General features: G+C 57.7%; 11 protein-coding genes. 2 read left to right on the forward strand and 9 right to left on the reverse strand.

All coding sequences use genetic code 11. The annotated features are described in order from the left end of the window. Window positions 1-8: 8 nt before the first annotated feature. Together N037_RS22640 and xanP are read right to left on the reverse strand one after the other, a co-directional pair. On the reverse strand, window positions 9-1,697 hold the full coding sequence (locus N037_RS22640; RefSeq protein WP_032643715.1) for an AsmA family protein: 1,689 nt from the start codon (window positions 1,695-1,697) through the stop codon (window positions 9-11). A gap of 119 nt (window positions 1,698-1,816) precedes the next feature. After that, a complete protein-coding gene (xanP, locus tag N037_RS22645; RefSeq protein ID WP_032643717.1) occupies window positions 1,817-3,208 on the reverse strand; it encodes a xanthine/proton symporter XanP in 1,392 nt (463 codons plus the stop codon). A 225-nt stretch (window positions 3,209-3,433) separates the two neighbouring features. Here xanP and gltS point away from each other — a divergent pair, with 225 nt between their 5' ends. Beyond that, entirely contained in the window at window positions 3,434-4,636 is a 1,203-nt protein-coding gene (gene gltS, locus N037_RS22650) for a sodium/glutamate symporter (RefSeq protein ID WP_023334010.1), read from the forward strand. 2 nt (window positions 4,637-4,638) lie between these two features. Here the strand turns inward: gltS and recG are convergent, their stop codons facing one another. Genes recG through gmk form a run of 5 tightly spaced genes read right to left on the reverse strand, consistent with a single transcriptional unit; the run spans window position 4,639 to window position 10,505 of the window. After that, window positions 4,639-6,720 (reverse strand): ATP-dependent DNA helicase RecG, encoded by a 2,082-nt coding sequence (recG, locus tag N037_RS22655; protein WP_032643718.1) that lies wholly within the window; start codon window positions 6,718-6,720, stop codon window positions 4,639-4,641. A 3-nt stretch (window positions 6,721-6,723) separates the two neighbouring features. Further along, window positions 6,724-7,413 (reverse strand): tRNA (guanosine(18)-2'-O)-methyltransferase TrmH, encoded by a 690-nt coding sequence (gene trmH, locus N037_RS25005; protein WP_032643719.1) that lies wholly within the window; start codon window positions 7,411-7,413, stop codon window positions 6,724-6,726. 4 nt (window positions 7,414-7,417) lie between these two features. Then, window positions 7,418-9,532, reverse strand: a complete 2,115-nt coding sequence (gene spoT, locus N037_RS22665) for a bifunctional GTP diphosphokinase/guanosine-3',5'-bis pyrophosphate 3'-pyrophosphohydrolase (protein WP_023309883.1) — start codon at window positions 9,530-9,532, stop codon at window positions 7,418-7,420. A gap of 19 nt (window positions 9,533-9,551) precedes the next feature. Then, on the reverse strand, window positions 9,552-9,827 hold the full coding sequence (gene rpoZ / locus N037_RS22670; protein WP_000135058.1) for a DNA-directed RNA polymerase subunit omega: 276 nt from the start codon (window positions 9,825-9,827) through the stop codon (window positions 9,552-9,554). Between the two features lie 54 nt (window positions 9,828-9,881). Continuing rightward, window positions 9,882-10,505 carry a guanylate kinase gene (gene gmk / locus N037_RS22675; RefSeq protein WP_008502674.1) on the reverse strand — a complete coding sequence of 208 codons (624 nt, stop codon included), beginning with the start codon at window positions 10,503-10,505 and terminating at the stop codon, window positions 9,882-9,884. 251 nt (window positions 10,506-10,756) lie between these two features. On the opposite strand from gmk, the gene ligB reads away from it, so the two are divergent. Then, a complete protein-coding gene (gene ligB / locus N037_RS22680) occupies window positions 10,757-12,427 on the forward strand; it encodes an NAD-dependent DNA ligase LigB (protein ID WP_032643720.1) in 1,671 nt (556 codons plus the stop codon). A gap of 2 nt (window positions 12,428-12,429) precedes the next feature. Here ligB and N037_RS22685 read toward each other — a convergent pair whose 3' ends face one another. After that, entirely contained in the window at window positions 12,430-13,047 is a 618-nt protein-coding gene (locus tag N037_RS22685; RefSeq protein WP_023334014.1) for a trimeric intracellular cation channel family protein, read from the reverse strand. 205 nt (window positions 13,048-13,252) lie between these two features. Further along, complete coding sequence (locus N037_RS22690; RefSeq protein WP_023309886.1) at window positions 13,253-14,116, reverse strand: YicC/YloC family endoribonuclease; 864 nt, start codon at window positions 14,114-14,116, stop codon at window positions 13,253-13,255. Window positions 14,117-14,157 lie beyond the last annotated feature (41 nt).

Consider the following 14,157-nt stretch of genomic DNA (forward strand, 5'->3'; position numbering starts at 1 on the left):
CGGCTTGTTTATTGCACCGGTGTTGAAACTACACCGCCCGCCATCGTCTGCTGCACCTGCTGTTTATCCATATTTACCGCGCTCAGCTTTGCATTCACCGTCGGCTTCAACGGGGCATTCGCCTGCACGCTACCGCTGGCGGTGAGCTGAATATTGCCGTCGCCCGTAATCGGCAGCGCAGGCCAGCCCCACTGCTGCAGCACGTTGAGCGGCACGCCGCGCCCGTTCAGGCTCACCGTGGTCTGCCGCTGCGGCAGCTGTGAAACCGTCGCCGTGGCTTCAAGAATACCTTTCTCGGTAAAGGCGCTCAGGTCGGTAATGTTCACCGTGGCGGCGTTCGCATTCAGCGCCAGCGACGGACGGCGCACGTCCACGCGGTTAAAGGTCGCCGCCGCGCCGTTGAGGGTTGCGTTGCCGCCCCAGACGCCCCACTGGCGATCTTTCACCAGCTGCAGGTTTGCGCCATAGCCGTCCAGAGAGGTGATCTGCCACGGGAAAGCAGGATCGATGTCGATCACCAGGTTGCGGCTCAGGCCGAATTTTTGCATCGTGACGCTGTTCAGCCATTCCGGCAGAGGCTCCATCCACAGCGTTTTCCAGTTTTCAGGCAGGGTGTATTCCAGCCCGGCGATAGCGACATCGTCCAGCACCAGCGCTTTACCGTCGCGCAGCCAGTTACCGGAAGTGCGTACCATGCCGCCTTCCCACCGAGAGGTGAACTGACGCAGCGCCATGCCCTGCGGGGAAAACTCCGCGTTCAGGATAGGGTCGAAAAGATGCAGCGAGCCGTAGATAAACTCGCTGGCGTTCATGGACAGGCGGCCTTCCTGGCTCTGCCAGTCGCCCTTGCTTAACGTCAGGTTGCGCAGGCTTAAGTCGAGATCGGTCACCGCCCAGTCCGGGCCCTGAAGCCGGGCGTCGGTCACGTCCAGACGGCCAATCTGCAGAGAGGGGATGGTGGCCAGCGGCGCGAAGAACGCCATAAGCGTTTTATCGCTCTGCAGGCGAATTTCGTTCAGGCGCATGGTGTCGATAATCCAGCTCCCGTCGGCATTGCGCAGGGCGGATCCGGTGAGTGAGCCACGGGCCATGTCGGCACCAATGGTGTTCAGCACCACTTCCTTGCCGTTAAGCTGGCCCTCGATCAGCACGTTGGTGGCCGGCACGCCGTTCAGGGTCAGCGAGCCTGCGCTCATCTGAATCTGCGCGTTGTTCCCCAGCACGTTGCCCGCTTCCGGCTGCCACGGGCTGACGCCGCCCGTGACCTTCTGCGCGCTCAGGTCCCATTCGGTATTTGGGCTGTTAAACGCCATGTTATTTAGCTGCAGGCGATCCGCCTGAAAAGGCAGCGGTGCCGTCTGGGGCGACAGATTCAGCGTGCCGTCGAACAGGGTGATGGTGTCCATATGCAGCGGATCGGTTATCTGGCGGCTGCTCAGGCCGATATCGACTTTTTTGGCAACCAGCGTGGCGGGTTTACCGTCCCGACCGAAGGTAACGTTTTCCAGAATGATGTGGGAAGGCGACGAAAAGCGGTGATTCATCTTGTCGAAACTGAGTTCGTAGTCGGTATTCACCGTCACCCAGCTGCTGACCTGAGACGCGCCCCAGCGGGTCTGGAGCAGAATGTAGAACGCCAGCAGCACAATGAGCAGGGCTACCAGAAGATAGATAAGGAGCTTTCCAATAAATTTCATGGTCTTCCATCCCGCAAAACGCACATAAGGGAGTTATGCACGATTTATGCGCAATCCTCAAGGCGGGAATGGTGTAATGAGATGTCACGGCAGGCATTGACTGCCTGCCGTGAGAGAAATCAATTTTTCTCAGGCGGGAAAACGAGGTTCAGAACGATAGCGGTAATACCGCCCGCGGCAATGCCGGAAGAGAGCAGGTTTTTCACCCAGTCTGGCGCAAACTGCAGGATCAGCGGCTGCTGGGAAACCCCCAGACCGACCGCCAGCGACAGGGCGATAATCATGATCGCGCGGCGGTTCAGCGGCTCGCGGGAGACGATACGCACGCCGGAGGCCGCGATAGTCCCGAACATCACCAGCGTTGCGCCGCCCAGCACCGGCTCGGGGATATGCTGCACAAAGCCGCTGACCGCCGGGAACAGGCCGAGGACGATCAGCATCAGCGCCACCACGAAACCCACGTAGCGGCTGGCCACGCCGGTCAGCTGGATCACGCCGTTGTTCTGGCCGAAGCAGGAGTTCGGGAAGGTGTTGAATACCGCAGAGACAAACGAGTTCAGGCCGTTCGCCAGCACGCCGCCTTTCAGGCGCTTCATGTACAGCGGGCCGGACACCGGCTGCTCGGAGACGTCCGAGGTAGCGGTGATGTCGCCGATGGTCTCCAGAGAGGTGATCATAAACACCAGCATCAGCGGCAGGAGCAGACCCCAGTCAATGCCCAGGCCGTAGTAGAGCGGCGTGGGGACGACGATCAGCGCGCTGTTGGTCGGCGCGGTGTTTTCCGGCAGCATGCCCAGCGCCCACGCCAGCAGATAGCCCGCCGCCATGGCGATCACCAGCGAGGCGACGCGCAGGTAAGGGTTACGCTGACGATTAAGCAGAATAATGATCGCCAGTACCACGCCCGCCAGCAGCAGGTTTTTCGGCGCGCCGAAGGTGTGGTCGCTCATGGCGGCATAGCCGCCGCCGATGGAGGTCAGGCCCACCTGGATCAGCGACAGGCCGATAATCATTACGACCACGCCGGAAACCAGCGGGGTGATGACGCGGCGAGCCAGATGCAGAACGCGGGAGATCACCATCTCCGTGCAGCTGGCCAGCATCAGCGTGCCGAACAGCGCCGCCATCATGGTTGGGACATCCGCACCGCCGGTTTTCAGCGCCGTACCGCCCATGATCAGCGGTGCCACGAAGTTAAAGCTGGTGCCCTGAATCGACAATAAACCCGATCCCACCGGACCCCATGCTTTAATTTGTATAATCGAGGCCACGCCGGAGGCGAAGAGAGACATGCTGATAATGTGCTGCGTGTCCTGCGCCGGTAAACCGAGCGCCTGGCAAATCAGCAGCGCCGGGGTGATCACCGCAACAAACATCGCCAGAAGATGCTGGCAGGCGGCGAAAAGCGTTTGCGGCAGCGGCGGGCGGTCTTCAAGGCGGTAAATCAGTTCGCTATTGTGCTTCTGCGCAATCGGTTGCGCATCAGGCGACTCTATGGTGTTAACGGACATCGGCGGCAATCCCACGGTGGAAAAGCGGGCATTTTATCTGACCACCTGGTAAAAGCAAACGATTGCCAGCAAAAAAAGGGAAGAAAATCTGCCGATGTGAGCAGGTTTTCTACAACGCGTGGGGAAAAAAAATTACACTTTTTGCGCCGGGGGCTCATGAAGAGCGCAACCCGGCCCAGGATAACGCCGCGTGTGTATGGAACACGCGCATAACAGGAGCCTTTTATGATTCATCTCGATACGTTGTCGACCCTTGTTGCCGCAACGCTGGTTCTTCTGCTTGGTCGCAAGCTGGTCCACAGCGTTTCCCTTCTGAAGAAATACACCATTCCTGAACCTGTCGCCGGCGGCCTGCTGGTGGCGCTGGCCCTGCTGATACTGAAAAAAAGCATGGGCTGGGAAATCGATTTTGATATGTCCCTGAAAGACCCGCTGATGCTGGCCTTCTTTGCCACTATCGGCCTGAACGCCAATCTGGCGAGCCTGCGCTCGGGCGGTAAGGTGCTCGGCGTATTCCTGATTGTGGTGGTGGGGCTGCTGCTGATGCAAAACGCCATTGGCATCGGCATGGCAACGCTGCTGGGGCTGGATCCGCTGATGGGGCTGCTGGCAGGGTCGATTACGCTGTCAGGCGGTCACGGTACCGGGGCGGCGTGGAGTAAATTGTTCGTCGAGCGCTACGGTTTTGAAAACGCGACGGAAGTGGCGATGGCCTGTGCGACCTTTGGCCTGGTGCTGGGCGGCCTGATTGGCGGTCCGGTGGCGCGATATCTGGTTAAGCACTCCACCACGCCGAACGGCAGACCTGACGATGAGCTGGTGCCGACCGCGTTCGAAAAGCCGGACGTTGGGCGCAGCATCACCTCGCTGGTGCTGATTGAAACCATCGCGATGATTGCCATCTGCCTGACCGTGGGCAAAGTGGTTGCGCAATGGCTGGCGGGTTCCGCATTTGAACTGCCGACGTTTGTCTGCGTGCTGTTTATCGGGGTGATCCTGAGCAACGGTCTGGCGCTGATGGGCTTCTACCGCGTGTTTGAACGGGCGGTATCGGTGCTCGGCAACGTCTGCCTGTCGCTGTTCCTGGCGATGGCGCTGATGAGCCTCAAGCTGTGGGAGCTGGCCTCGCTGGCGCTGCCGATGGTGGCGATTCTGGCGGTGCAGGCCCTGTTTATGGCGCTCTATGCCATGTTCGTCACCTGGCGCATGATGGGTAAAAATTACGATGCGGCGGTGCTGGCGGCGGGTCACTGTGGGTTTGGTCTGGGGGCAACCCCTACGGCTATCGCCAACATGCAGGCGATCACCGAACGATTCGGGCCATCTCACATGGCGTTTCTGGTGGTCCCGATGGTCGGGGCGTTCTTTATTGATATCGTCAACGCGCTGGTGATCAAGCTGTACCTGATGCTGCCGATGTTTGGCTGAAATCAGGCGTTGGAGTAGCGTTCGGTTTCCGGCATCCAGCGCTCAATTAACGCTGCCGCCTGTTCGGGGTAGCGTTCGTGAATATGGCGGGCCAGGCGCTGAACTTCTGGGATCATGGCCTGATCGCGCAGTAAATCCGCTACTTTGAATTCCGCGTTCCCCGTCTGACGCGTGCCCAGCAGTTCGCCCGGGCCGCGGATCTCCAGGTCTTTTTGCGCAATCACAAAACCGTCGTTGCTGTCACGCAGCACCTGCAGACGCATCTGGGCGGTTTTGGAAAGAGGCGCTTTGTAGAGCAGTACGCAGTGGGACGCTACCGCGCCACGGCCAACGCGCCCGCGCAGCTGGTGGAGCTGGGCAAGGCCGAGACGTTCCGGGTTTTCGATGATCATCAGGCTGGAATTGGGGACGTCCACGCCGACTTCGATCACCGTGGTGGCGATCAGCAGATGTAAATCACCCTGCTTGAACGACTGCATCACCGCCTGTTTTTCGGCGGGCTTCATGCGTCCGTGAACCAGACCCACGTTCAGCTCCGGCAGCGCCAGCTTAAGCTCTTCCCACGTTGCTTCGGCAGCCTGCGCTTCCAGCAGTTCAGACTCTTCAATCAGCGTACAGACCCAGTAGGCCTGACGCCCTTCGTGGGTGCAGGCGTTGCGCACGCGGTCGATGATATCGCTGCGGCGCGTGTCAGGAATGGCGACCGTTGTGACCGGCGTACGGCCCGGCGGCAGTTCGTCGATGGTGGAGGTATCCAGATCGGCGTAGGCGGTCATCGCCAGGGTACGCGGGATCGGCGTGGCGGTCATGATCAGCTGATGCGGGTGGAAGCCCTGCTTCAGGCCTTTTTCCCATAATGCCAGACGCTGATGCACGCCGAAGCGGTGCTGCTCGTCGATAATCACCAGCGCAAGACCGTTAAACTGCACCTGCTCCTGGAAGATGGCGTGCGTGCCGACAATCATCTGCACCTGCCCGCTGGCAATAGCCTCCTGTTGCGCAAGGCGCGCTTTGCCTTTTTGCTTCCCGGCCAGCCAGCCCACTTCAATGCCCAGCGGCGCGAACCAGGCGCGGAAATTGTTGGCGTGCTGTTCAGCCAGCAGTTCGGTCGGTGCCATCAGCGCCACCTGCTTGCCGTGGGCAATCGCGCGCAGGGCCGCCAGGGCGGCAACCAGCGTTTTGCCGGAACCCACGTCGCCCTGCACCAGGCGCATCATCGGCACGTCGAGTGCCATATCGCGTTCAATCTCGGCGGTGACGCGCGCTTGCGCGCCGGTGGGTTTAAACGGCAGCGAGGCCAGCAGCTTATCTTTGAGTTCATCATTCTGGCTTAATGCTTGGGCATGGAAACGCTGTGCGCCAGCGCGAAGTGCCAGCATGCTCAGGTTATGCGCCAGTAATTCCTCAAGGATAAGACGCCGTTGGGCGGGGTGTTTGCCGCTTTCTAAATCGCTGAGCTGTAGCGTTGGCGGCGGGCGGTGCAGGGTGCGCAGCGCCTCGGGCAGGCTCATCATGCCCTGCGCCAGCTCGGGCGGCAGCAGCTCGGTGATGGCGCAGGTATCCAGCAGCTCCAGCGCCTGATCGGTGAGCTTGCGCAACGTCGCCTGCTTGATGCCTTCGGTCGTTGGGTAAACCGGAGTGAGCGTCTCCTGCATTTCCGGCGTGCTGAGATCGCCCTGCACGCGGTACTCCGGGTGGATCATCTCTGCGCCGTATTTACCGCGTTTGGCTTCGCCATAGGCCAGCACCCTGCGGCCCGTCGCCAGGCTGTTTTTCATCGCCGCGCTGAAGTTGAAAAAACGCATGGTGAGAATGCCGGTGCCGTCGCTGATCTGGCAGGTCATCATCCGGCGTCCGCCGAAGGTGATGTTGCAGTTCAGGACTTCGCCTTCAACGGTGGCGTAAATGGCGGGAAGGAGATCGCCAATCTTGTAGAGCTGGGTGCGGTCTTCGTAACGCAGGGGGAGGTGAAGCAGGAGATCCTGCACGGTGTGCAGGCCAATTTTTGCCAGCTTATTGCTTTGCGCCGCGCCCACGCCCGTCAGGCTGTTAAGCGGGATGGCATCCAGCAGGCGGCCTTTCATCGCTTACCCGGCGTACTGCATGGTGGCCCACCACTCGGCATCGGCTTCAATTTCGCCCTGCGCGTTGACGTGGGGGTAAGGCAATTTTTTCTGCTTCGCAACGCGAGCCAGCACCGGATAGCCACCTTCAAACAGCAGGCGCTGCTGTTCATCTTCCGGCAGCATGCTGTTGCTGCGCTCGTACATCCCGGCGTTCTGACGCTGACGCTGCGCTTCATACAGAATGAGTGCGGACGCCACGGAGACGTTCAAAGACTGCACCATGCCGATCATCGGAATGATGATGTCCCGATCTGCCAGATCCAGCGCTTCGCGGGTGATCCCGGTTTTCTCCTGACCCATCAAAATGCAGGTCGGACGGGTGTAGTCGATCTCGCGGAAATCTACGGCTTTAGCGGACAGGTTAGTGGCCAGGATCTGCATCCCGCGCCCTTTCAGGTGTGATACGGCTTCACCAATAGTGCGATGATTTTTGACAGACACCCAGCTGTTGCTGCCTGCCGCCGCCGAGACCGTATTGCGCATGCGGCCATCCGGCCAGACGGCGTGCACTTCATGCACACCGACGGCATCTGCGGTACGAACGATAGCAGAGACGTTATGAGGTTTATGCACCTGCTCCATGCAGACCGTCAGGTCAGGCTGACGCCTGGCGAGCATTTCGCAGATACGTGCATAACGTTGTGAATTCATAAACCTAGTTTCGGTTTCGGGTGACTTTAATCACGTCCGGCATGACGCGGATCTTGCGCATAATATTCGCCAGATGCACGCGGTCGCGGGCGGTCAGACGAATAAAGGCGCTATACACGCGGCCATCTTTTTCTTCCGTATTCAGGCTCTGAATGTTGGAAGAAGCCGTGTTGATCGCTGCCGTCAGGTTCGCCAGGGCACCCTGGTGGTTGAACATATCCACCTTAATTTCGGTGATAAATTCCTGCGCGGTCTCTTTATCCCACTCGACCGCCATAAACTTCTCGGCTTCTTTCTGGTAGCCGCGAATGTTACGACAGGACTCGTGGTGGATAACCAGCCCTTTGCCCGGGCTGACGTGCGCAATAATCGGGTCGCCAGGAATTGGACGACAGCATTTTGCGAAGGTGATCAGCACCCCGTCCGCGCCTTTAATCGGCAGGTGTCCGTGGCTTTGCGTGGTTGCCGGCACAGCTGTCGTGTCGCCTTGCTGCAGGTTCTTCGCCACCACCACGCTCATGGCGTTGCCGAGGCCAATCTCTGCCAGCAGATCATCAAGCGACGCGAGCTTCATGCGCTCCAGCTCGCGCTGGACGTTCTCCTGCGGAATTTCAGCCAGCTTACGGCTGCCGCCCAACGCGTGGTTGAGCAGACGACGCCCCAGGCTGACGGAATCATCACGCTTGAGGTTTTTCAGCAGCTGGCGAATTTTGGCGCGTGCTTTGGAGCTCACGACAAAGTTCAGCCAGGCCGCGTTTGGACGTGCGCCCGGCGCGGTAATAATTTCTACCGTCTGGCCGCTGGAGAGCGGCTGAGACAGCGGATAAGGTTGTCTGTCGACACGCGCGCCGACGCAGGCATGCCCGATGTCGGTATGCACGGCGTAAGCGAAGTCGACCGGCGTTGCGCCCGCAGGCAGTTCGACAATGCGACCTTCTGGGGTGAAAACGTAAATCTCATCCGGGAAGAGATCGGATTTAACGCTCTCGATAAATTCAAACGAGCTACCCGCACTCTGCTGAAGCTCCAGCAGGCTCTGCATCCAGCGCTGGGCGCGGATTTGTGCGGTCGTGCTGCTTTCGCCACCGTGCTCTTTATACGCCCAGTGAGCGGCAACCCCCATCTCTGCCATCTGGTCCATGTCTTCGGTGCGAATTTGCACCTCAACAGGCACGCCGTGTGGCCCGATCATCGAGGTGTGCAAAGATTGATAGCCGTTCGCTTTTGGAATGGCGATGTAATCTTTCATGCGACCCGGACGCGGTTTGTAGAGGCTGTGCATCTGCCCCAGCACGCGATAGCAGGTGTCCGAGTCATGGACAATGACGCGAAAGGCGTAGATATCCATGATCGAGTGAAAACGCTGCTCTTTGAGCACCATTTTGCAGTAGATGGAGTACAGGTGTTTCTCGCGACCGCTGACGCGGCACGGGATCCCCGCTTCCTGTAAGCGCCCTTCGATTTCAGAGAGAATCTTTTGAATCATCTCTTTACGGTTACCGCGTGCGGCTTTCACCACCTCTTTAATCACGCGATAGCGGTTCGGGTACAACGCTTCAAAACCCAGCTCTTCCAGCTCGGTTTTAATGTGGTGAATACCTAAACGGTGCGCCAGCGGACTGTAGATTTCGAGGGTTTCACGGGCAATGCGGCGACGTTTATCCGGGCGAAGTGAGCCCAGCGTGCGCATGTTGTGGGTACGGTCAGCGAGTTTGATGAGAATGACGCGGATATCCTGCACCATCGCCATAATCATCTTGCGGAAGTTTTCGGCTTGCGCCTCTTTCTTGTCGCGGAAATTCAGCTTATCAAGCTTAGAGACCCCTTCCACCAGTTCGGCAACGCTTTTGCCAAACAGCTGTTCCATATCCTGATAGGTGGCAGGGGTATCTTCGATCACGTCGTGCAGCAGAGCGGCCATCAGCGTTTCGTAGTCGAGTTTCATCTCGGCCAGAATACAGGCCACCGCAACCGGGTGCGTGATATAGGGTTCACCGCTTGAACGTGTCTGGCCCTCGTGAGCGTCACGTGCAACGAGATACGCCTGCTGAAGACGCTTAATCTGGTCTTCAGGCAGGTAGGTTTGAATCAGTTGATTCAGGCTTTCAAACAGATACAAGGGCGACCCGCAGGTTTAATTAACGACGACCTTCAGCAATAGCGGTTACGGCCTGCAGTTCTGCGGCTTCCTGCTCTTGCTGCTCCTGGCGCTCACGCACGTCGAGGATCTGGTTGTTGATCAGACCTTCTTCGATTTCGCGAAGTGCAATAACGGTGGTTTTATCGTTTTCTTCCGGTACCAGCGGATCTTTACCGCCTACCTGCATCTGACGAGCGCGACGCGCGGCGACCAGCACCAGGTCAAAACGGTTACCAATTTTCTCTACAGCGTCCTGAACAGTTACGCGTGCCATACTTAAAATGCTCCACAGGTGAAGAAATGACTGGGCATGATACTGAAAGTGGGTTCAGTCTGCCAACAGTTTGGTGATTAATGCGTCATGTCGCTGCTTCTGGCGGCTCATACGCAGACGTTCTGCACGAAGAATGGTTTTGAGATCGCTCAGTGCGGCATCAAAATCATCATTCACAATAAGGTAATCATATTCCGCGTAATGGCTCATTTCTGCAACAGCCTGTTCCATTCGCTTTGCGATCACTTCTTCGCTGTCCTGACCGCGGCCACGCAGGCGGCGATCGAGCTCATCTTTCGATGGCGGTAAAATAAAGATACTGCGCGAGTCAGGCATTTTCTTGCGAATTTGCTGTGCGCCCTGCCAGTCGATATCCAGGAACACATTCACGCCCGTGGCCAGAACCTGCTCAATGGTTTCACGCGAGGTACCGTAGTAATTACCGAATACTTCAGCGTGTTCAAGAAACGCGTCTCTGCCGATCATCGCTCTGAATTCGTCGTGATCCACAAAGAAATAGTGTTCACCGTGCACTTCACCCGGACGCGGCTGGCGCGTGGTGTGAGAAACAGAAACCTGTGTGTCGTACAACGGTTGGGTTTTTAACAGTGCCTGAATAAGGCTGGATTTACCCGCGCCACTAGGGGCAGAAACAATATAAAGCGTGCCTTGAGCCATGAGAGTCTTTTGTATGTGTTAACGAAGAAGTCCTACATACGGGCTTATTATACACGTCACCGCTGTGTGACGTAGCCTTTGTCACACTTTTTCCCCTGGATTATTGAATTTTGCGTGCCGTTTTCAGGTTTTATCTGGGGTTTTCAGCAACCAAAAGAAATACCGGATAGCGTCTCGCATTGTGAAACGTTGCCATTAGCGTTGTTTCAGGCATCCGGGTATACCTCCTGCAATGCAAAGGAGGGGTAGCGATGTGGCGATGGATAAGCGGGTTAATGCTGTTGTGGTGTGGCTATGGCGCGGCGGTGTGCCCGGTGTGGTCGCAGGCAAAAGCAGAGCAAGAGATGGCGTCGTTAAGCGCACAAATCAAACGCTGGGATGAGGCTTACTGGAAGCAGGGCGTGAGCGAGATCAACGATGAGGCTTACGACCAGCTTCACGGGCGGTTAACGCAGTGGCAGCGCTGTTTTGGCAGTGAGCCTTCAGAAGAGAAACTCCCGGCGCTGACGGGGGGCGTAAAACACCCTGTTGCCCATACGGGCGTACATAAAGTGGCCAGCAAAGAGGAACTGAGACAGTGGATGCGTGCCCGACAGCATCTGTGGCTGCAACCCAAAGTTGACGGTGTGGCGGTGACGCTGGTCTATCGTGACGGAAAGTTAGCCCAGGCTATCAGTCGCGGTGATGGCCTGAAAGGGGAAGACTGGACCGGGAAGGTACGTTTAATCCCGACTGTTCCGCAAAAGCTCACCGGCGCGCTGGCGAATAGCGTCTTACAGGGCGAGCTTTTCTGGTTGCGTGACAACCACATTCAGCAGCAGATGGGCGGAATGAACGCTCGCGCAAAGGTGGCGGGGACGATGATGCGGCAAAAGGATAACGCGCTATTGAGCAACATCGGCGTATTCATCTGGGCCTGGCCGGACGGACCGAAAGATATGCAGACCTCTTTAGCTGAACTGTCCCAGGCCGGTTTTACGCTGTCGGCACGGTACACGCTTCCCGCCGAATCTGTTGATGCCGTCGAGAAACAGCGCGCGGCCTGGCACGTGACCGCACTACCCTTTGCCACGGATGGCATTGTGGTGCGTTCGCAGGATGAACCCGCGGGCGAAAGCTGGTTACCGGGAGAAGGTAGCTGGGTTGTCGCGTGGAAATATTCTCCTGCAGCCCAGGTCGCTGAGGTGAGGGATATTCATTTTTCCGTGGGGCGAACGGGCAAAATTTCCGTTGTAGCAGCGCTGGAACCCGTGCAACTGGATGATAAACAGGTGCAGCGGGTGAGTCTGGGCTCGGTTGGGCGCTGGCAGAGGCTGGATATTGCCCCGGGGGATCAGATACAGGTCAGCCTGGCCGGTCAGGGTATCCCCCGGTTTGATAAGGTGCTCTGGCGCGGGACGGACAGACATAAACCAGAGCCTCCGGCCCCGCGCTATCATGCTCTTAGCTGCTTCTATGCTTCGCCGGAGTGTATGGAGCAGTTCTTTGCCAGGCTGACGTGGCTCAGCTCAAAGCAGGTATTCGATATTGAAGGATTAGGCGAGTCAGGCTGGCGGACCCTCTGGCAGGCGCATCGTTTTGAACATCTCTTTTCATGGCTGTTATTAACTCAGGCGCAGCTGCAGTCTACACCGGGGTTTTCCTCAGCTCGCGGGCTGGCGCTCTGGCACCGATTTAATCTGGTGCGCGAGAAGCCGTTTATCCGCTGGCTCATGGCATTGGGTGTGCCAATGACGCAGGCTTCGCTGAAGGCGATGGGTAACATATCATGGCAGGAGATGAGCGGGCGCAACGCAAAGGACTGGCAAACCCTGCCGGGAACGGGCGAGGAGAAAGCGCGACAAATCGTTAACTGGATGCACGCGCCTCAGATTGATGTGCTGGCGAAATGGCTCGCTGAACAGCACATCAACGGGTTCTGAAGCTAGTGCGCGCTGTGTTTGTAATGAAAAACGGGTAGCCCGAGCTTCAGACGCAGCGCCAGCATGCGGGCCGTAAAGCCAAACAGCAGCGTGGAGATAACCACCACATCATGGTTCGAAACGTAATGCTGCAGCGCGATATAAAGCACCGCTGCCGCAAAGGAGATGCCGGCATACAGCTCTTTTTGAAAGACCAGGGGGATGCGTTTGCAGAACATATCGCGCAGCACACCGCCGAATACGCCCGTGACCACGGCAGCAATAGTGGCGATAACCGGTCCTTCCCCCATATCGAGCGCGATTTGCGCGCCGATGATCGAAAAGACGATCAGCCCCAGCGCATCAAGCACCAGGAACAGGCGGCGAAGATGGGGCATAACGGGCGCCACGATGGTGGTTAATACAGCAGCCGTCGCCACGATAATCACGTATTCAGGGTGTTTAACCCAGCCGAGTGGATAATGACCAAGCAGGATATCCCGCACGGAACCGCCGCCCAGCGCGGTCGCGGTAGCAATAATGATCACGCCGAAGGTGTCCATACGACGACGTCCGGCGGCAAGCGCGCCGGTCATGGCTTCTGCGGTGATGCCAATGAGATAAAGGATGTGAAGCAGCATATACCCTCCGGTGTGAACGCGGGGGAGGTTAGCGATTTGTGCGCACGATCACGATTGAGATTTTCTAAGGCGAGTCAGTTTGCCCTATAAATTTTTATCACGTTATGTTGGGCTGGCTTGATGACAGGCGGTAAAGCGTAAAAACGGACGTGGATATGGATTAGAAATTGTAATGGGTGGTGCGGTCGACACCACCCGAAAGGCATTACTCGATATTCTGGATCTGCTCGCGCATCTGCTCAATCAGCACTTTCAGCTCAATCGCTGAATTCGTCACTTCTGCATTGATCGACTTAGACGCCAGGGTGTTCGACTCGCGGTTGAACTCCTGCATCATAAAGTCCAGACGGCGGCCCACAGCTTCTTTCTTCTTCAGAATGTTGTAGGTTTCTTTAACGTGCGCTTCCAGACGGTCCAGCTCTTCAGCGACATCAATACGCTGCGCCATCAGCACCAGCTCTTGTTCCAGACGGGTGTTTTCCAACTGAACTTCCGCTTCTTCCAGTTTGGCGACAAGACGCTCGCGCTGCCATTGCAGCACTTCTGGCATATGGGTGCGGACTTTGGCTACTTCGGTGCTCACGCCTTCAAGACGCTGCTCAATCATCGCTTTCAGCGCCTGACCTTCGGTTTCGCGGGCAACGATAAAGTCGTCAAGCGTGCCGTCGAGGGCTGCCAGGATTTCAGCGGCAATGGCGTCCAGATCCTGCTCACCGGCGGCCATGACGCCAGGCCAGCGCAGAATATCAACCGGGTTGATTTCGCCTTCATCGCTCTGCATTTTGACCCAGTTCGCCGCATTCACGAGCTGTTTCGCCAGTTTTTCGTTGAGGATGAGCTCACCCTGTGCGCTGGCATCGGGCTCAAAGCGCAGGTTGCATTCCACTTTCCCGCGCGTCAGGCGCGTACGGATGCGTTCACGTACGACAGGCTCAAGGCTGCGGAACTGCTCCGGCATACGGAAATACGTTTCCAGGTAACGCTGGTTTACTGAGCGCATTTCCCATGTGGCGCTGCCCCAGCTACCCTTGATTTCACGCCGGGCGTAGGCGGTCATACTGCGGATCATAGACATTCCCGTTTTTAAAGGAGAGATGGGGGGATTATAGC

Origin of the sequence: Enterobacter sp. EGD-HP1 (assembly GCF_000733275.2) — a bacterium.
Classification (GTDB): domain Bacteria; phylum Pseudomonadota; class Gammaproteobacteria; order Enterobacterales; family Enterobacteriaceae; genus Enterobacter.